The sequence below is a fragment of the Actinosynnema sp. NPDC002837 genome, assembly GCF_040295345.1.
In the GTDB taxonomy this organism is placed as follows: Bacteria; Actinomycetota; Actinomycetes; order Mycobacteriales; family Pseudonocardiaceae; genus Actinosynnema.
The window spans coordinates 58,853-77,097 of record NZ_JBEOVG010000014.1 but is presented as its reverse complement, the minus strand read 5'-3'; the positions used below and the strand labels follow the sequence as shown (position 1 = coordinate 77,097).

Genomic DNA, 18,245 nt, shown 5'->3' with positions numbered 1-18,245 from the left:
GGCACCTGAGCGTTCGACACGCGCGGGTGGCGAACGCTCAGGTGGCGGCCAGCAGGGCGGTCAGGTGGCGGGTCAGCCACGGCGTGTCGGCGGGCGAGAGGTGGACCCACTCGGTCTGGTGGGACTCCTCGGTGGTCAGGGCGTAGCGGCCGGCGGCGGTGTCGGTCCAGCTCAGGACGCGGGAACGGCCGCGCGGGCCGGTGGCGGCCAGTTGACCGGTCGACTTGCGCGGCGAGTCGACCAGCGTGGTGATCGACCGGGTGGCGCGGCCGGTGATGTCCGCCTGGGCCAGGGTGCGTTCCAGCGCGGTGTGGCCCGCCTTGGCGTAGGCGTCCATCGCGGCGGCGAACACGGACCTCGGCATCCGCAGCTGCTCGCCGGGTCCCGCCGGCGCGTCGCCGATGACGCGCGTGATCGCGGACGCCAGGTCGGTGATCGGCTCCAGCGCCACCTCGCGGTCGTTCAGCACGGCCAGCACGCCGCGCCTGCCGCGGGCCGTGGCCAGCACCCGCCACGGGTACGGGCGGAACACCAGCGCGTCCACCGAGACCTCGCCGTGCGCGAGCAGGGTGAACAGGTCCTCCAGCTCCGGTGAGACGTCCGCGCCGTCGGCCAGCCCCGCCTCGGTCAACGTGCGGAGGACCTCGGCGCCGAGGGCGTCCCGGTCGTCCATCGTCTCGCCGTGCGACGGCACCTCGAGCGGGTAGGGCGGCTCACCCGTGCCCAGGTCCTCCCACAGGAGGTCGAACTCCAGGTGGGACAGGACGACCGCGGTCGCCGAACGTCGCGCCATGGGGCCAGAAGGTAGCGGTCGGCGGCGGCTTTCGCGGCCGGTTGGGCAACACCGGTGGCTACGCTGCTCGACGTGGACGTCGCCGGCGGGTTCCTGACTGTGCGGGCTTCCGGCGCGGCGGCGGCCAAAGCCGCGCTCAGCGGGGGTGCGGCCACCCCGGAGCACATCCAGCTGCTGGTCGGCTGCACGGTCTCGGCGGGCGTGCCCGGCAACGGGGCCGCACTTCGGTTTCCCGATTGCGCGTTGCACGTCCTGCCGGACGTGGTGATGCTGACCGTGGCCGAGGCGCGGCTCACCGTCGGCTTCGGCGAGCTCAAACCGCTGATGTTCCAGCCGGTCCCGGTCGACGCCGCGCTGCACGCGGTGTTCTCCGGCGCGGTGGCCCAGGTGCTCGCCGCCGCCCACGCCCTCGACCCGCACGGCCTGTCCCACCACCTGCTCGGCCTGGCCGAACTCGTGCTGCGCAGCGCGCTTCGGGCCGAGCTGGAGCGCGTGGACTCCCTGGTCGCACGGCGGCGCGAAGCGTTGGAGTACATGCGCGAACACCTGTCGGACCCGGCCCTGAGCGCGGACCGGGTGGCCGAGGCGCTGTTCATCTCTCGCCGCCGCCTCTACCAGCTCTTCGACGACGGGCAGGGCGTCTCCGAGCGCATCCGCGGCCTGCGGATCGACCGGGCCAAGGCGTTGCTCGCCGATCCGGCGAAGGCGGCGCGCGGCATCGGCGAGATCGCCAAGGACTGCGGGTTCGTCAGCGCCGCGCACTTCTCCCGGACGTTCCGCCAGGTGGTCGGCCGGACGCCGAGCGAGTTCCGTAACCGCTGAACTCCACGCCCGAGACGAACCGGCCCGCGATGCCCGCGACCTCCAGCCAGCCGCGCCCGGTCGGCGAGTGCAGCGTGAACACCGCGATCCGCGGGTGGTCCGGGTCGCTCACGACGACCTGCAGCTGCGCGCCCGGCCCGGCCACCGGGATGCGCTCGACGATCACCACCGGGTAGCCGGTCGCCGTCTCGCCGCGGGTGACCTCGCGGATCGACGGGCCGTCGAGGTGGAAGCCGAGCCCGCCTGCATCGGTCGGCCGGTCGACCGGCACCACGCCCGCCATCAGCAGCGCGGGGTCCGCGTCGCGGTGCTCGACCACGGCCAGCAGGCCGGCGCCGTGCTGGTGCGCCAGCTCCGCGGCCTGCGTGGCGGACACCTCCAGCCCGGGGTCACGACTGCCTTTGAGCCTGCGCAGCACGGCTAACAGCTCCGCCGCGGTGCGTTCGGGGGTGCCGAGTGCCACCGGGGTCACCCCCGGCACGGGAGCGAGTCTCACCCCAGGCCCGCCCGGAACGCCGCCGCCGCGCCCCTGGTGGACGCGGGTCGAGGTGGACCGAGCAGCACGGACGCCAGCTCGGCGGTCAGGGACGAGAAGCTCGTCAACGTGTCCGAGATGACCGTCGAGGGCTCCTCGGCGCGCAGCCGTTCGGCGACCCGCCTGGCCTCCGCGCGGTGGTCGCGCTCCAGCAGCCGGGCCTCCTCCAGCACGTCGTCCAGCTGACGGCGCAGCTCGTCGTGCCGCGCCACGGCCCGGTCGTGCGCCTGCCCGTCGGCGGCGGTGAAGGACGCCATCGCGCCGGTCCGGTCGAGCTGGTCGGACGCCTCGGCGAGCGCGCGCCGCAACCCGAGCGCGCGCCGGTCCAGCTCCTCGGCCCGCCGCTGGTTGCCCAGCAGCGTGGTGGCCCAGCCGTCGAGCACCTCGGCCGCCGCCCGCATCGCGCGCCGCACCGCCGTCAGCTCCGACACCACCGCCTCCAACCGCGTCCTGAACCCGTCCGCCGCCGCGCCCGTCCACGGTTCCGGTGGCGCGCCGGGGACTGTAAGGGCAACCGACAACCGCTCGCTCGCCGCCGCCACCGCGCCCGCGTGGCCCGGCGCGGGATCGAAACCCAGACCCCGGTAGTCAGTCATGGCGCAGCTCGTCGGCCTGCCGATAGGTCTCACCCGCCGCGCGCAACGCGTCCGCCACGACGTCCAGCTCCACGCCGCGCAGCACGCCCGCCCACTCGGCCGCCAGCCGGTCGACGGCCTCCGTGACGCCTTCCGGCCCGAGGTCGCCCGACGGCTGCTCCAGCGCGGCGGCGGCGGCCCGCACCTCGTCGGCCACCTCGTCCAACCGGCCCGCGAACGCGGCCAACGCGTCCGGCTCGACCTGGTAGCCGCCGCTCATTCGCCGAGCACCGGCGGGAACGCGGGCGGCAGGTCGTCGAGCAGGTCGAGGCCGGTGTCGTAGCGGTTGCGGTGCTCGCCGTCCTCCTCGCGGTTGCCCGGCGCCATCGGCGGGTACATGCCGAAGCCCTGCGGCCCGCCCGCGCCGACGACCGGTCCGACGCCGCCACGTGCCGCCGCACCGCCCGGCACCGCGCCGAGCACGCCGGACGCGCCGCCCTGACCGAAGCCGCCCTGACCGCCGGCGACGCCCGCGCCGCCGCCGGGACCGAGGCCGTGGCCCGTGCCGAACGAGCCGCCCGGGCCGAAGCCGGACTGCGAGCCGAAGCCACCGGGGCCGCCGTAACCAGTGGCCGCGCTCGGCGCACCCGCGGCGGCGACGGACGTCGTGCCCTCGCCGGGCCGTAGCGGTGCGTCCTCGGCGGGCCTCTCCTGGACCGGGGGCGGCGCGATCCACGGCGGCGGCGACGGCGCCGGCCGGTGCTCCGGCAGCGGCTGGGGCGGGCTCGGCTGCGTCCCGGTCGGCTGGGTCACCACCGGCGCCTCGTCGAACACCGGCAGCTCGCGCCCGATGCCGTGGCTGGCCTCCTCGTACTGCTCCATCACCCGGACCGCCCGGTCCATGGCCTCCTGCTGCTCGCGCTTGTCCGGCAGGTGGTCGTCCAGCAGCTGCTTGAGCATGTACGCGCCCTGCGGCCCGTCGAGCGTGGTCACGTCGTACCCGGCGCGGAACCACTTCTCGGCGTCGGGGTGCACCGGCTCGGGGATCGCGCGGGCCGCCTCCTGCACCGCCGAGGTGTAGCCGTCGAGACCCTCGCCGACCAGGGCCGCGCGTTCCGAGGACCGCGCGGCCCACTTCGTCAGTTCCGACACCGACGACGCCGCCGCCACCGCGGAGGGCCCGCGCCACGACAGCGCGAGGCCCTGCACGATCTTCTGCACGTCCGCGGTCGCCTGGTCGATGTCGGCCGCCAGCCGCTGCCACTCGTAGGTGCGCGTGGCCATCTGCGCGGCGTCGGCCGACTTCACCATGTCCCAGAGCTGCCGGTGCGTGTACGCCCGCCAGTTGATCTTGCCGAAGTTCTCCGGCTGCCGGTTGGCCTGGCGCTGCCGCACCCGCTTCCCGTTCCGCCGGCGCGTGGCCGCCGAGTGGTCGTGGAAGTCCGACCAGTACCCGCCCTTGCGCTCGCGCTCGTTCACCGCAGCCGCTCCAAGTCCTGCCGCACCTGGTCGTCCTGCGCCCGCTGGGTCTGGCCGACCTGTTCCAGCGCCTCGCGCAGCAGCGTCAGCTCCCGCACGTACGACCGCAGCGCCGTGCGCACGCCGCCGCCGACGTCGCCGCCGCGCAGGCCGAACGCCCGGCGCATGTTCAGCGCGACCGGGCCCTTGCCGTCGCCGAGCGGCTGGTCCATCTCGCGGTCCGCGCGGGCCAGCAGCTCGGTGAGCACGCCGTGCAGCCGTTCCAGGTCGGACACCGCCGTGGTGAAGGAGGCCAGGTCCAGCTCGATGACGTCGCCGCCCTCGGCCACCACGCCCGCCGCGCCCGCGCCGTTCGGCCCGGCCACCACCGGCACCGCGACCGCGCCCGACCCGCGCTGCTCGTCGCGCAGCTCTTCGCGCATCCGCCTGGCGTCCTCGACGCCGCGCACCCTGACCACCATGGCCAACATCGTGGTGTGCCCGCGCGCGGGTGACCAGAGCGGGTGCACAGCGGGAGCAGCGGCGGTGCACGATCGGACAAGCCCGCCACGTCAGCCGGGCCCGCCGGCGGCGGCCTGCCGGCCCGCGAACCGGTCACCGCGCGACCGCGCGTGGTCGGGCAAAGCCGCCCCGCGAACCGGTCACGGAGAGGCCTTCCACGATCCGACAGTGCGACCTCGCCGGCCGATCACCGCTCAACCCCGCACAGTCGGGCCTGCACAGTCGGCCCTGCGCAGTCGGGCAAGGCGACCTCCGAGCCGATCTCCGGCCGCCGTGCGCGAGCCGGCACGGCGGCGGTGCGATCCGACTCCGCCGGCGGTGCGGGATTCGGGTTCGGGTGTGCGAAAATCGTCCCCCGTGCCGTCACCTGCCGTTCACGCGCGCGCCGTGTTGCTCGCCGGCCCCTCCGGTTCGGGCAAGTCCACCCTCGCCGACCACCTCGGCCTCCCCGTGCTGCGGCTCGACGACTACTACCGCGAGGGCGACGACCCGCTGCTGCCCCGGGACGAGGCCGGCCGCGCGGACTGGGACGCCGAGGGCTCCTGGAACACCGCCGACGCCCTGGCCGCCGTCGTCGAACTCGCCACCACCGGCACGGTCGAGGCGCCCGTCTACGCGCTCGGCGAGGACCGGCGCGTCGGCTGCCGCACGGTGACCGCACCCGGCCTGTTCCTCGCCGAGGGCCTGTTCGCCGACCGGCTGGTGGCGGGCTGCCGCGAGGCCGGCGTGCTGGCCGACGCCATCGTGCTCGCGCCGAACGCCGTGGTGACGTTCGCCCGCCGGTTCGCCCGCGACGTGGCCGAGGCGCGCAAGCCGGTGCCGCTGCTGGCCCGCCGCGGCCTGCGCCTGCTGCGCGAGCACCCCGCCGTGGTGCGCCGCTGCGTGGACGCGGGCATGCGCCCGGTCCGCCCGCACCACGTGCGGCTCGCCACGATCGGGGGCATGGCGCCCGCGTCGGTGTAGCCCCGGCGCGTCGGGGGTACTGCTGCCGGCATGGCTGAGTACGAGCACGAGCAGACGATCCCGGTCGACGCGCGGGTGGTGTTCGACCTGGCCCGGGACGTGTCCGCGATGGAGGCGTGGCTGCCCGACGGGCTGCAGGTGGAGCCGAGCGGCCCGGAGCGGGTCACCGGGCACGTGTCGATGGGCGACGAGATCGACGAGGCCGAGGGCTACCTGGCCGCGGACGCCGAGCAGCGCCGGCTGGAGTGGGGCGACCTGGAGGGCGGCGGCTACTCGGGGTGGCTCCAGGTGGACGACGAGGGCCCGGGCCGCAGCCGCGTGGTGCTGCACCTGGACGTCGGCGGCGAGCACCAGGCGGCGCTCGGCGGCGAGGCCCACGAGATCACCGACGAGCACCTCGTCCAGGCGCTGAGCCGGCTCGCAGCGCTTGCCACACAGAGCGTTACGTGACTGTTTTCACTGATCATCGTGTTTGAACGCGGAAAAGCGACACCTAGTGTGAACGCCGTTCACCTGGGCACGTCCGCACGTCGAGGCCCCGGATCACAGTCAAGGGAGCTTCGATGTTCCGCGCTTTGCGGAGCCGCAACTACCGTCGTTGGGCGTTCGCCGACCTGATCTCGGTGACCGGCTCGTGGATGCAGTTGATCGGTCTGAACTGGGTCGTGCTCGACCGCACGGGCTCGGCCACCTCGGTCGGCCTCTCGGTGCTGCTGGGCACCCTGCCGTCGGTGCTGCTCGGCCCGTGGGCCGGCTCCCTGGCGGACCGGCTGCCGGTGCGCCGGATCATCCTCGCCTGCCAGGCCCTGCACGCCGTGCTGGCCGCCGTGCTCGCGCTCGTGGTGTGGGAGGGCGCCCCGATCACGGTGGTCTTCGCGCTGACGTTCGCCGCGGGCCTGGTGTCGGTGTTCGACCTGCCCGCGCTCGGCCGGTTCGGCGCGCAGGTGGTGCCCCGGGAAGACCTGGGCAACGCGGTCGCGCTCGGCTCGGTGCTCAGCTCCACCGGCCGGATCCTGGGCATGAGCAGCGCCGCGGTGCTGGCCGCCGCGCTCGGCTCGCCCGCCCTGTTCCTGATCAACTCGGTGAGCTTCCTGGCCGTCATGGGCGCGGTGCTGACCATCCGCCGCGCCGAGCTGCACCCCCTGGCGGCCAGTGCGCCCGACGGCGTCGGCGTGGCCGCCGGCCTGCGGTACGTCGCGGCCAGCGGCCGGCTGCTCCTGCTGTTCGCGCTCGGGTTCACGCTGTCCAGCCTCGGCCGCAACTACCAGGTCACGATGGCCGCGATGAGCACGGACGCGACCGTCTACGGGCTGCTGTCGACGGTGTTCGCGATCGGCACCGTGGTGGGCGGGCTGGCCGCGGCGGCGCGCCGGACGCTGACCGTGCGGCTGCTGCTGGTGGTCGCCTGCGCGACGAGCCTGCTCCAGGTGACCAGCGGGCTGGTGCCGGGCACGCTCGGCTTCGCGATCGTGCTGCTGCCCATCGCGGCGGGCGCGGTCGTCATCGACACGACCATGAGCACCCGCATCCAGCTGGACACGGCGGACGGGATGCGCGGCAGGCTGCTGGCGGTCAACTCGGCCGTGGGCGCCGCGGCCGGCGCGGTGGGCGCGCCGCTGCTCGGCTGGTTGTGTGAACGGATCGGCGCGCCGGAGACCCTGGTGCTCGCGGGCGTGCTGACCCTGATGGCCACGGTGTTCGCGGCCTCCGTGCTGGCCGCGCCGCCGCACCGCCGGACCGCGCTGGCGCACCGCGTGCTGCGCAGGCCGCACCACCCCGCGCCGCCCGCGGGCCACCCGGGTCACCCGCACGGCCCAGTGCGCCCGGCGAAACGTCCGAGGCGGCGTGCGGGCGTCCGGGTGTAGCCCGACACGACCGTAGGGCGGCACGCGCTGCGCCGCTGAGATGCACTGCGTGATCGCCCATTCACAGATGAGGTACGCACGGTTACAGTCATGTCCTGTTCCTGGGAGCGCTCCCAGAACCTCAACGAGGAGGTGAACGACGTGACGGCCCGACGATGGATCGCTCTGGCCTCGGCCGGTGTGGCAGGCCTGCTGATCGCGACGCTCGTGAACGTGGTCGGCCCGACCGCGGCGTCCGCGCACGGCGCCATGATGACGCCCGGCAGCCGGACCTTCATGTGCTGGAAGGACGGCCTGTCACCGCAGGGCGACATCCGGCCGCAGAACCCGGCCTGCGCGGCGGCGGTGTCCGCCGGCGGCACGAACGCGCTCTACAACTGGTTCGGCGTGCTGCGGTCCGACGGCGCCGGCCGCATGAGCGGCTTCATCCCCGACGGCAAGCTGTGCAGCGGCGGCAACCCGACGTTCTCCGGGTTCGACATCGCCCGCAACGACTACCCGGTGACCCACCTCACCGCCGGTGCGACGTTCAACGTCACCTACAACAAGTGGGCCGCGCACCCCGGCAGGTTCGACCTGTACATCACCAAGGACAGCTGGAGCCCGACCCGGCCGCTGGCGTGGAGCGACCTGGAGAGCACGCCGTTCGACAGCGTGACGAACCCGCCGGACAGCGGCGCGGTGGGCACCGTCGACGGCAAGTACTACTGGAACGCGAAGCTGCCCTCGGGCAAGTCCGGCCGCCACATCGTCTACTCGGTGTGGACCCGCTCGGACAGCGCCGAGACGTTCTACAACTGCTCGGACGTCGTGTTCGACGGCGGCAACGGCCAGGAGACCGGTGTCGGCAACGGCGGTGGCACGACCACCACGACGACGACCACCACCACCACGTCGACCAGCACCAGCACCACCACGACGACCCCGACGTCGACCACCACCACGACGCCGAACAACCCGGGCGACCCGAACTGCATGGCGATCTACAAGATCACCAGCGCGTGGTCCGGCGGCTTCCAGGCCGAGGTCGAGGTCATGAACCACAGCAAGAGCGCGTACAACGGCTGGACCGCCACCTGGACGTGGGGCGGCAACCAGGCCATCAACAGCCTGTGGAGCGGCGTCAAGTCCGGCTCCGGCTCGCAGGTGATCGTCAAGAACGCGGCGTGGAACGGCACGGTGGCGCCGGAGGCGTCGGTGAAGTTCGGCTTCACCGCCAACTACTCCGGTTCCAACTCGCTGCCCACGGTGACCTGCACCAGCCCCTGATCCCCCGGTCGGGCTGAACCAGGGGTCATTCCAGGCGGAACCCGAACGGGAGCTCCAGCCGGTGCCGGGCGAGCAGCCCGGTGTCGGCCAGGAGCTCCCGCGTCGGTCCGTCGGCCACCACGACGCCGCCGTCGATCAACACGCTGCGCGGGCACAGCTGCAAGGCGTAGGGCAGGTCGTGGGTGACCATGAGCATCGTGCGGTCCAACCCCAGCAACACCTCGGCCAGCTCTCGGCGGGCCACCGGTTCCAGGTTCGCCGAGGGCTCGTCGAGCACCAGGAGCTCGGGGTCGCAGGCCAGCACGGTGGCCAGCGCGACGCGGCGGCGCTGCCCACCGGACAGGTGCAGCGGCGACCGGTCGGCGAACGACTCCATGCCGACGGCGGCCAGCGCGCGCTCCACCCGTTCGTCGAGTTCCGCGCCGCGCAGCCCGAAGTTCGCCGGGCCGAACGCCACGTCCTGGCGCGCGGTCGGCAGGAACAGCTGGTCGTCGGGGTCCTGGAAGACCACGCCGACCCGGCGGCGGATCTCCTTGAGGTTCGCCTTCTCCACCGGCAGCCCGGCCACCTCGACCCGGCCGGACCCACCGCCCAGCACGCCGTTGAGGTGCAGGACGAACGTCGTCTTGCCCGCGCCGTTCGGGCCGAGCACGGCCACCCGCTCACCGCGTTCGACCCGCAGGTTCACCCCGAAGAGCGCCTGGTGGCCGTCCGGGTAGGCGTACGCCAGCTTCTCCACCACGAGCGCGGGCGCGGACCGCCGCGGCTCGACGGCCGCCACCACCTCTCCGCCGCCCCCATCGGGCATCCGGCCCGTCCAGCCGCGCGACACCATCGCCAGGTGCACCCTCTCGCCGCGTTCGTAGGACCGGATGAACAGGCTGCCGATGCCGCGCGCGGTCGCGCCGAGCTGCCAGAGGAACCTCGGGTCGTCGCCGCGGGAGATCCGGGCCACCCGCATCCGCTTGGCCTCGCCCACGATCACCTCGGCGTACCGCAGCATCAGCGTCGCGATGGTGATCAGCACCGACGGCATCCGCAGCCGTTGCAGGCCGAGCAGCAGGTCCTGCGGCGCGGTCGTGGCGGCGAGCGTCAACGACGTCAGCAGCCCGAGCGTGCCCTTGGCCAGGATGTTCCACCCGGCCAACGCGCCCTCCGCCGACACGGACAGGCCCAGCACGTCCACCCGCTCGCCACCGCCGGTGAACGGCAGCAGCACGGCCAGCAGCACGAACGGCACCTCGATCACCGACCGCGCGGCGAACCACCGCACCGGCACGCCGGCCACCGCCCAGACCGCCGCGAGCGCGAGCAGGTAGGCGCCGAACGCCCAGAACGCCTCACGCGGCGTGGCCACCACGCACAGCACCGCCACCACCGCGGCGGCGATCTTCACCTGCGGCGCGAGGCGGTGCACCGGCGAGTCGCCCGGCCGGTGCAGGAAACCGTGGCCCGCGCTCACCCTGACTTCGTGTCGGTGTCGACGCCGGAACGCTTGCGCAGCACCCAGAACAGCCCACCGGCGAGAGCCAGCGTGACCACCACGCCGAGGACGCCCGCGAGGCCGGTGAACCGGTCGTCGCCGCCCAGCGCGTAGTCGGCCAGCGGCCACCCGGCCAGCGGGTGGTCCTGCGCGTGCTCGGCGATGCCGTGCTGCTCGGTCACGTGGTCGAGCCCGTCCGGGTCGGAGTCGGCGAAGTAGGACACCACGCCCGCCAGCAGCAGGCTGACCACGGCGAACCCCAGGAAGAAGCGCTTCACGCCCTCAACTCCAGCTTCTGCGGCACGCCGCGCAGCAGGTACACCAGGTCGGGCCGGGCGGCCGCGACCGCGGTCGCGGTGACCGCGGTGATCACGCCCTCGCCGATGCCGATCAGCACGTGCACGCCGAGCACCGCGGCGGCGACCGTGCCGAACGCGACACCGCCCTGGCCGCCGATGGCGTACTCCAGCACGAAGCCGAACGACGCCAGCACCGTGTTGACCAGGGCGGACACGAACGCGACCGCGGCCAGGCCACCCTTGCCGCGGGTGGCGAGCCGGCGCAGCGCCACCGCGGTCAGGTAGCCGACCGCCGTGCCGATCAGGGCCATGTTGGTGACGTTCGCGCCGAGCGCGGTGACGCCGCCGTCGGCGAAGAAGAGGGACTGGACCACCAGCACGATCGTCACGCACAGCGCGCCGACCCACGGTCCGACCAGGATGGCGGCGAGCGCGCCGCCGAGCAGGTGCCCGCTGACGCCGGGCAGCACCGGGAAGTTCAGCATCTGGGTGGCGAACACGAACGCCGCCACCAGACCGGCCAGCGGCGCGGTCCGGTCGTCGAGGTCGCCGCGCGCCTTGGCCAGCGCCACGCCGACGCCCGCCACCGCGACCGCCACGAACAGCAGTGAGGTCGGCGCGTTGAGCAGGCCGTCGCTCATGTGCATTGCTACCGGTTCGGACACGCACCACACGCTAGTTGCAAGAAGAGAGCAATGGCCAGCACTGTGCAACAACCGAGGCCTTCCCCACTCGATCACGGCGAGCGGACCCGGTGGGCGAGCGGTTCGGGGCGACAGAGCGCGCCTACTCCGCACGAACGGAGAAGACCTCGACCGGCCACATGCCGGACACTGTGCGTGAGGATCTCGACAACTCAGCCGCCCGACTGCGCCACGATCGGGTGAGACACGGTCTGAAGGGCGTCGACGATGAAGCCGTTCCGCGTGCGGGTCCCCGAAGCCGAGCTCGACGACCTGCGCCGCCGGCTGTCGAACGTCCGCTGGCCGCGGGAGTTACCCGACGTCGGCTGGTCGCGCGGCGTCCCGCTCGGCTACCTCCGGGAGCTCGTGGAGTACTGGCGGACCGACTACGACTGGCGGGCCGCCGAGGCGCGGCTGAACCAGCACCCGAACTTCACCACCGAGATCGACGGCGCGCACGTCCACTTCCTGCACGTCCGCTCGCCGGAATCGGACGCCACGCCGCTGCTGCTCACCCACGGCTGGCCCGGGTCGATCGTCGAGTTCCTCGACGTCATCGGGCCGCTCACCGACCCGGCCGCGCACGGCGGCGACCCGGCCGACGCGTTCCACCTCGTGATCCCCAGCCTGCCCGGCTTCGGGTTCTCCGGTCCCACCGGCGAGACCGGGTGGGGCCTCGACCGGATCGCCAGGGCGTGGGCCGAGCTGATGAGCCGGCTGGGCTACGGCTCCTACGGCGCGCAGGGCGGTGACTGGGGCTCGTTCGTCTCGCTGGAGCTGGCCCGGGTCGACCCGGAGCACGTCGTCGCGGTGCACGTCAACCTGCTGCTCACGGTGCCGTCCGGCGACCCGGCGGAACTGGCCGCGCTGACGGAGGCCGACCAGGCCCGCCTGGGCAAGCTCGCCCGCTACGACGCCGAGCTGTCCGGCTACATGCGGTTGCAGTCCACCCGCCCGCAGACGCTGTCCTACGGCCTCACCGACTCGCCCGTGGGACAGCTCGCCTGGATCGTCGAGAAGTTCTTCGAGTGGACCGACTCCAAGGACTCGCCGGAGGACGCGGTCGACCGCGACGTGCTGCTGACCAACGTGACGATCTACTGGTTGACCGCGACCGCCGGGTCGTCCGCCGAGCTGCACTACGAGGCGGCGGCCGACCTGGGCGCGCTGTTCACCGGCGCCCCGCCGCCCCCGGTCGGGAAACCGATGGGGGTGGCCGTGTTCGGGGCCGACGTCACGCCCCCGGTGCGGAGCATCGCCGAGCGCGCCTACCCGACGATCACCCACTGGACCGAGTTCGACCGCGGCAGCCACTTCGCCGCGCTGGAGCAGCCGGACCTGTTCGTCGAGGACGTCCGGGACTTCTTCCGCCCGTTCCGGACCTGAGCGGGCGCCGACCGATCGGAGACCGACCATGGCCACTGACACCCGATCGTGGTGGCGTCGTCCCTGGGTCGTCCCGCTCACGGTGCTCGTCGTGGCGTTCCTCGTCTACGCGCTGCCGCCGTACCTGACGCTCGACCCGGCCCAGTCGCGGTCGCGGCTGGACGCGGCGTTCCCGCCGCACTACCCGATGCTGGAACTGCACATCGCGTTCGGCACGGTGGCGATCGTGACCGTGTGCCTGCAGCTGTGGCCGTGGCTGCGGCAGCGCCACCCCGCGGTGCACCGCACGAGCGGACGGCTCTACGTCTTCGCCGGGATGGGGCCCTCCGCCGTGCTGGCGCTGGCGATCACCCCGGTCACCTCGCTCACGCTCATCGGCAAGGCGGGCGCGGTGGCCTGGGCGGGCCTGGGCCTGGTCACCACGATCACGGGCTTCCTGATGGCCCGCAGGCGCCGGTACGCCGACCACCGCCGGTGGATGCTCTACAGCTTCGCCTTCGCCATGACCCCGATCACCGGGCGGGCGCTGTTCTACCCGGTCCTGCTGGTGCCCGGCCTCGAGTTCGAGGACCTGGTGCTGATCGGCCAGATCGGGGCGTTCTGGCTGGGCTGGATCATCAACGTCGCGCTGGTCGCCCTGTGGTTGCGACGGACGCCCCGGCGGCAGCCGCGGCGCCCGTCGCGGGCTCCCCGTCAAGCGGCGGCGTAGCTCCCGCCGTTGATGGTGTACTCGGCCCCGGTCACCTGGGCCGACAGGTCCGACCCCAGGAACACGATCACCGAGGCCACCTCGTCCGGGGTGCCCAGCCGGCCGGTGGGCAGCTTGCGCACCTCGCGGACGAAGTGCGTCAGCGCCGCCTCCTTCTCCATCTCGAACTCGGCGGCCAGGCTGTCGGCCAGCCCGCCCGGCGCGTCCCACGCGGGGGTGCGGGTCGCGCCGGGCGAGACGACGTTGCTGCGGACGCCCTGCGGGCCGAACTCGTTGGCCAGCGCCTTGGAGAGGTTGAGGACCGCCGCCTTGCTCACGCAGTAGTCCACGAAGAACGGGACCGGCTGGCGGCTGCCCTCGCTGGCGATGTGCACCAGGGCACCGCGGCCCGCCGCGATCATGTGCGGCAGCACGGCCCTGGTCATCCGCACCGCGGACAGGAAGTTCAGGTTGAGTACCCGGTTCCACTCGGCGTCGTCGACCGAGAGGAAGCCGTTCTCCCGGTACGGGTAGACGCCGACGTTGTTGACCAGGACGTCCACCGCGCCGAACTCGGCGACGGCCGCTTCGACCACCCGGTCCCCGGCGGACTCCTCGCCCATGTCGACCGTGACGGGGAGGACCGCTCCGGGGACGTCCTTCAACGGTCGGGGGTCGAGGTCGGCCCCGACGACGCGGGCGCCTTCCTCGGCGAACTTGCGCGCGGTGGCCAGTCCGATACCGGAACCCGCTCCGGTGACGACGACCACGCGATCGGTCAACAGGGTGTCCATCCCGAATCCTCCTGCCGCCTGGCCCGCTAGATGTACATCGTGTTCGGTTCCACGTCGCACAGGACGCGGCCGTAGAGCTCGAAGTTCGTGTTCGGGTGCATGAGCGCGTGCAGGTTGAGCGTCTGCAGGTCGCGCGCGATCCGCTGGATCGGGACCGTCTCGTAGACCGACGACCCGCCGCTGCCGGTCTGCAGCACGTCCACGGCCTGCTTGGAGAGCTGGAAGACCCGGCCGAGGGCGGCACGGGCGTAGACCCGCTCCCGCACGGTCCACTGGTCGCCGTCGACGGCCTTCGAGTCCACCAGGTCGGCCAGCCGGTAGGCGTGCGACTCGGCCTCGTCGATCAGCAACGACGCCTCGGCGACCTGGAAGTGGGTGATCGGCGCGGTGCTCTGGCTGCCGTAGTCGGTGTAGGTGATCTTCCGGTCGGGCAGCCGCTGGAGGAACCCGTCGAACGCGGCCTTCGCCATCCCGACCGCCGTGCCGGTGAACGTCGTGCAGCCGGTCGGCATCAGGGGCGACCGGTAGACGGGCGAGGCGGCGTTCAGCTCGGAGGCGTACTGCTCCTGGAGCACCGCGGGCATCGGGAGCACCCGGTCGCCGGGGACGAAGACGTTCTCCGCGACGGTCGTCACGCTGCCGGTGCCCCTGAGCCCCGACGTGCGCCAGTCGTCGACGATCATCAGGTCGGACAGGGGCACCAGCGCCATGATCGGCCACTGGCCCGCGCCGTCCGGGGTGGGCGCCATGGCGATCACCACCTGCCACCGGCTGTGCAGCGCGCCGCTCATGAAGTGCCACTGGCCGTTCACGACCAGGCCGCCGTCGGCCGGGACGGCCAGCGCGGTCGGGCTCAGCACGGCGCACACCAGCGAGTCCGGGTCGGCGAACACCTCGTCCTGGACGTGGTCGGGGAACATGCACGCCAGCCACGCGGCCATCGACCAGACCGACACGTTCCACGCGGTCGAGCCGTCGCCCTGGCCGACCTGGGTCAGCACGTCGACCACCGTCCGCGCGTCGCTCTCGTGACCGCCGTACCGGGTGGGCACCCGCATCCGCAGGATCCCCGCGTCGGCCAACGCCCCGATCGACTCCTCGTGCAGGCGCCTGTTCTCCTCCGTCCAGAGCGCGTGCGACCGGAGGAGGGGCACGAGCTCCGCGGCACGGTCCACGAGCGCGGATCGCTGGAGCACTTGCGGCTTCGTCATTGATTACCCCTGGAGAATTGGTGGCCGAGCACCTTCCGGTATGCGGCCACCGGGGTGTGGCGATAGCGCCGCTGAATGCGCGGGGTGGTAGCCGCCTACCGGCGATCTTTTCGTGCGGCAAGCGTACGACTGGTCACTCTCCGTGCACATCTTCCAGGTTGCGGAGTTTTCGCCACCGCTTTTCCCACCGGGTGCGAGCGCGGGTTGTCGCCGCCGTCACCCGGCGCGTTCGACTCCGTCGACCGGGAGGGTGGAAAGCGGCGCATCGGGGAAATGCGCCGCCCCGCCGGGCGGTATCGCGGGAACGCCCGTCGACGGCCGGGTGATCTCGGCGGCGGTCGTCGGGGTCGCGGTTGCCACTATGCTCTGCCTGCGATGACTCTCACCGACCGCCTGCCGGCCACCCCCGACCCCGACGTCCTCTACGACACCTTCGCCGACTGGGCGCAGGAGCGGGGGCTGTCCTTGTACCCGGCGCAGCAGGAGGCGCTGATCGAGATAGTCTCCGGCTCGAACGTCATCCTCAGCACGCCGACCGGCTCGGGCAAGTCGCTGGTGGCCATCGGCGCGCACTTCGCCGCGATGGCCGAGGGCCGCAGGACCTACTACACCGCGCCCATCAAGGCGCTGGTGTCGGAGAAGTTCTTCGCGCTGATCGAGACGTTCGGCGCGGAGAACGTCGGCATGGTGACCGGCGACGCCAGCGTCAACGAGACCGCGCCGATCATCTGCTGCACCGCCGAGATCCTGGCCAACATCGCCCTGCGCGACGGCACGGGCGCCGACGTCGGCCAGGTCGTCATGGACGAGTTCCACTTCTACTCCGAGCCCGACCGGGGCTGGGCGTGGCAGGTGCCGCTGATCGAGCTGCCGCAGGCCCAGTTCCTGCTCATGTCGGCCACCCTGGGCGACGTCACGTTCTTCGAGAAGGACCTGACCCGCCGCACCGGCCGCACGACGAGCGTGGTCCGCTCCGCCGAACGCCCGGTGCCGCTGAACTTCCAGTACGTCACCACCCCGCTGCACGAGACGATCGAAGAGCTCCTGCACGGCCGCGAGTCGCCGGTCTACGTGGTGCACTTCACCCAGGCCTCGGCGCTGGAACGCGCGCAGTCCCTGATGAGCGTGAACGTCGCCACGCGCGCCGAGAAGGACGCCATCGCGGCCATGATCGGCCGGTTCCGGTTCACCTCGGGGTTCGGCAAGACGCTGTCCCGCCTGGTCCGGCACGGCATCGGCGTGCACCACGCGGGCATGCTGCCCAAGTACCGGCGGCTGGTGGAGCAGTTGGCGCAGGCCGGCCTGCTGAAGGTCATCTGCGGCACGGACACCCTCGGCGTGGGCATCAACGTGCCCATCCGCACGGTGGTCTTCACCGCCCTGTCGAAGTACGACGGCCAGCGCACCCGCCACCTCAAGGCGCGCGAGTTCCACCAGATCGCGGGCCGGGCGGGCCGCGCGGGCTACGACACCGTCGGCACGGTCGTCGTCCAGGCGCCGGACCACGTGGTGGAGAACGAGAAGGCCCTGGCCAAGGCGGGCGACGACCCGAAGAAGCGGCGCAAGGTCGTGCGCAAGAAGGCGCCCGAGGGCTTCGTGTCGTGGAGCGACCAGACCTTCGAGCGGCTCACGAAGGCCGACCCGGAACCGCTCACGTCGAGCTTCCAGGTCAGCCACGCGATGCTGCTCAACGTGATCGGCAGGCCGGGCGACGCGTTCGCCGCGATGCGGCACCTGCTGGAGGACAACCACGAGGACCGGCCCGCGCAGCGCAGGCACATCCTGCGCGCCATCCAGATGTACCGGGGCCTGCTGGCCGCGGGCGTGGTGGAGCGGCAGGGCGGCGAGATCCGGCTCACCGTGGACCTCCAGGTGAACTTCGCGCTCAACCAGCCGCTGTCGCCGTTCGCGCTGGCCGCGATCGAGCTGCTGGACCGCGAGTCGCCGTCGTACGCGCTGGACGTGCTGTCGGTGATCGAGTCCACGCTGGACGACCCGCGCCAGGTGCTGTCCGCGCAGGAGCACAAGGCGCGCGGCGAGGCCATCGGCGCGATGAAGTCCGAGGGCATCGAGTACGACCAGCGGATGGAGCTGCTGGACGAGGTGACGTACCCGAAACCGCTCGCCGAGCTGCTGGAGGCCGCGTTCACCACCTACCGGCGCGGGCACCCGTGGGTCGCCGACCACCACCTGTCGCCGAAGTCGGTGGTGCGGGACATGTTCGAGCGGGCGATGACGTTCGCCGAGTACGTCTCCCAGTACCAGCTGGCGCGCTCGGAGGGCCTCGTGCTGCGGTACCTGGCCGACGCGTACAAGGCGTTGCGCCAGACCGTGCCCGAGGACGCCAAGACCGAGGAGCTCAGCGACCTGCAGGAGTGGCTGGGCGAGCTGGTCCGCCAGGTCGACTCCAGCCTGCTCGACGAGTGGGAGAAGCTGCGCAACCCCGGCGAGGAAGCCGCCGAGACGTCGCTGAGCGACACGCCTCCCGCCGTGACCGGGAACGTGCGGGCGTTCCGGGTGCTGGTGCGCAACGCGCTGTTCCGGCGCGTGGAGCTGGCCGCGCGGCGCAACTACTACGAGCTGGGCCGGCTGGACGGCGACGCGGGCTGGACCGCCGAGGACTGGCAGGACGCCCTCGAGCCGTACTTCGAGGAGCACGACGAGATCGGCATGGGCCCGGACGCCCGCGGCCCGGCGCTGCTGCTGATCACCGAGGAGCCGGGGCTGTGGCGGGTGCGGCAGGTCCTGGACGACCCGGCCAAGGACCACGACTGGGGATTCACCGCCGAGGTCGACCTGGCCGGGTCCGACGAAACCGGCACGGCGGCCCTGCGGATCACCGAAGTCGGCAGGCTCTAGCCCGCGTGGAGTCCATCCGGTGGTACTGCGGTGCGGACCG

The 18,245-nt window shown here is 72.8% G+C and carries 19 protein-coding genes and 1 pseudogene; 8 read left to right on the top strand and 12 right to left on the bottom strand.

Features of this window, described 5'->3' with window-relative positions; translation table 11 throughout:
* Nucleotides 1-37: 37 nt before the first annotated feature.
* Complete coding sequence (locus tag ABTZ99_RS13275) at nt 38-793, bottom strand: ESX secretion-associated protein EspG (RefSeq protein ID WP_498777153.1); 756 nt, start codon at nt 791-793, stop codon at nt 38-40.
* Nucleotides 794-847: 54 nt separating this feature from the next.
* Between ABTZ99_RS13275 and ABTZ99_RS13270 the strand changes: the two genes are divergently transcribed.
* Entirely contained in the window at nt 848-1,615 is a 768-nt protein-coding gene (locus ABTZ99_RS13270) for a helix-turn-helix transcriptional regulator (protein WP_498777151.1), read from the top strand.
* On the opposite strand, the gene ABTZ99_RS13265 is transcribed toward ABTZ99_RS13270, so the two are convergent.
* Genes ABTZ99_RS13265 through ABTZ99_RS13245 form a run of 5 tightly spaced genes read right to left on the bottom strand, consistent with a single transcriptional unit; the run spans nt 1,542 to nt 4,665 of the window.
* Nucleotides 1,542-2,078: a hypothetical protein gene (locus tag ABTZ99_RS13265; protein ID WP_498777149.1), complete on the bottom strand. Its 537-nt coding sequence runs from the start codon at nt 2,076-2,078 to the stop codon at nt 1,542-1,544. The two genes, ABTZ99_RS13270 and ABTZ99_RS13265, sit on opposite strands and share 74 nt — an antisense overlap.
* 29 nt (nt 2,079-2,107) lie before the next feature.
* Nucleotides 2,108-2,746, bottom strand: a complete 639-nt coding sequence (locus ABTZ99_RS13260) for a hypothetical protein (RefSeq protein WP_499611142.1) — start codon at nt 2,744-2,746, stop codon at nt 2,108-2,110.
* Complete coding sequence (locus ABTZ99_RS13255) at nt 2,739-3,005, bottom strand: WXG100 family type VII secretion target (protein WP_498777145.1); 267 nt, start codon at nt 3,003-3,005, stop codon at nt 2,739-2,741. The genes ABTZ99_RS13260 and ABTZ99_RS13255 overlap by 8 nt, the downstream gene beginning before the upstream one ends.
* Entirely contained in the window at nt 3,002-4,204 is a 1,203-nt protein-coding gene (locus ABTZ99_RS13250) for a PPE domain-containing protein (protein WP_498777143.1), read from the bottom strand. Before ABTZ99_RS13250 ends, ABTZ99_RS13255 begins: the two co-directional genes overlap by 4 nt.
* On the bottom strand, nt 4,201-4,665 hold the full coding sequence (locus ABTZ99_RS13245) for a hypothetical protein (protein ID WP_498777141.1): 465 nt from the start codon (nt 4,663-4,665) through the stop codon (nt 4,201-4,203). The genes ABTZ99_RS13250 and ABTZ99_RS13245 overlap by 4 nt, the downstream gene beginning before the upstream one ends.
* 427 nt (nt 4,666-5,092) lie before the next feature.
* Here ABTZ99_RS13245 and ABTZ99_RS13240 point away from each other — a divergent pair, with 427 nt between their 5' ends.
* From ABTZ99_RS13240 to ABTZ99_RS13225, 4 genes are all read left to right on the top strand, one after another.
* Nucleotides 5,093-5,668: a uridine kinase family protein gene (locus tag ABTZ99_RS13240; protein WP_498777139.1), complete on the top strand. Its 576-nt coding sequence runs from the start codon at nt 5,093-5,095 to the stop codon at nt 5,666-5,668.
* Between the two features lie 30 nt (nt 5,669-5,698).
* Entirely contained in the window at nt 5,699-6,118 is a 420-nt protein-coding gene (locus ABTZ99_RS13235) for an SRPBCC family protein (protein ID WP_498777137.1), read from the top strand.
* Nucleotides 6,119-6,231: 113 nt separating this feature from the next.
* A complete protein-coding gene (locus ABTZ99_RS13230) occupies nt 6,232-7,533 on the top strand; it encodes an MFS transporter (protein ID WP_499611139.1) in 1,302 nt (433 codons plus the stop codon).
* A 90-nt stretch (nt 7,534-7,623) separates the two neighbouring features.
* On the top strand, nt 7,624-8,802 hold the full coding sequence (locus ABTZ99_RS13225) for a lytic polysaccharide monooxygenase auxiliary activity family 9 protein (RefSeq protein ID WP_498777133.1): 1,179 nt from the start codon (nt 7,624-7,626) through the stop codon (nt 8,800-8,802).
* Between the two features lie 25 nt (nt 8,803-8,827).
* On the opposite strand, the gene ABTZ99_RS13220 is transcribed toward ABTZ99_RS13225, so the two are convergent.
* The 4 genes and pseudogenes from ABTZ99_RS13220 to ABTZ99_RS13205 all read right to left on the bottom strand — a co-directional run bounded on the left by ABTZ99_RS13220 (nt 8,828) and on the right by ABTZ99_RS13205 (nt 11,249).
* A complete protein-coding gene (locus ABTZ99_RS13220; protein WP_499611295.1) occupies nt 8,828-9,610 on the bottom strand; it encodes an energy-coupling factor ABC transporter ATP-binding protein in 783 nt (260 codons plus the stop codon).
* Between the two features lie 63 nt (nt 9,611-9,673).
* Nucleotides 9,674-10,171: pseudogene (locus ABTZ99_RS13215) on the bottom strand (energy-coupling factor transporter transmembrane component T family protein); the annotation flags it as partial.
* An 89-nt stretch (nt 10,172-10,260) separates the two neighbouring features.
* Entirely contained in the window at nt 10,261-10,563 is a 303-nt protein-coding gene (locus tag ABTZ99_RS13210; RefSeq protein ID WP_498777131.1) for a PDGLE domain-containing protein, read from the bottom strand.
* On the bottom strand, nt 10,560-11,249 hold the full coding sequence (locus tag ABTZ99_RS13205) for an energy-coupling factor ABC transporter permease (RefSeq protein ID WP_499611136.1): 690 nt from the start codon (nt 11,247-11,249) through the stop codon (nt 10,560-10,562). Before ABTZ99_RS13205 ends, ABTZ99_RS13210 begins: the two co-directional genes overlap by 4 nt.
* Nucleotides 11,250-11,495: 246 nt before the next feature.
* Here ABTZ99_RS13205 and ABTZ99_RS13200 point away from each other — a divergent pair, with 246 nt between their 5' ends.
* Nucleotides 11,496-12,653: an epoxide hydrolase family protein gene (locus ABTZ99_RS13200; RefSeq protein ID WP_499611134.1), complete on the top strand. Its 1,158-nt coding sequence runs from the start codon at nt 11,496-11,498 to the stop codon at nt 12,651-12,653.
* A 28-nt stretch (nt 12,654-12,681) separates the two neighbouring features.
* On the top strand, nt 12,682-13,362 hold the full coding sequence (locus ABTZ99_RS13195; RefSeq protein ID WP_499611132.1) for a DUF2306 domain-containing protein: 681 nt from the start codon (nt 12,682-12,684) through the stop codon (nt 13,360-13,362).
* Here ABTZ99_RS13195 and ABTZ99_RS13190 read toward each other — a convergent pair.
* Both ABTZ99_RS13190 and ABTZ99_RS13185 read right to left on the bottom strand, forming a co-directional pair.
* Nucleotides 13,347-14,135: an SDR family NAD(P)-dependent oxidoreductase gene (locus ABTZ99_RS13190; protein WP_498777123.1), complete on the bottom strand. Its 789-nt coding sequence runs from the start codon at nt 14,133-14,135 to the stop codon at nt 13,347-13,349. The two genes, ABTZ99_RS13195 and ABTZ99_RS13190, sit on opposite strands and share 16 nt — an antisense overlap.
* 26 nt (nt 14,136-14,161) lie before the next feature.
* Nucleotides 14,162-15,346 carry an acyl-CoA dehydrogenase family protein gene (locus tag ABTZ99_RS13185; RefSeq protein ID WP_498777121.1) on the bottom strand — a complete coding sequence of 395 codons (1,185 nt, stop codon included), beginning with the start codon at nt 15,344-15,346 and terminating at the stop codon, nt 14,162-14,164.
* Between the two features lie 375 nt (nt 15,347-15,721).
* Here ABTZ99_RS13185 and ABTZ99_RS13180 point away from each other — a divergent pair, with 375 nt between their 5' ends.
* Nucleotides 15,722-18,205: a DEAD/DEAH box helicase gene (locus ABTZ99_RS13180; protein ID WP_499611128.1), complete on the top strand. Its 2,484-nt coding sequence runs from the start codon at nt 15,722-15,724 to the stop codon at nt 18,203-18,205.
* Nucleotides 18,206-18,245: the final 40 nt, after the last annotated feature.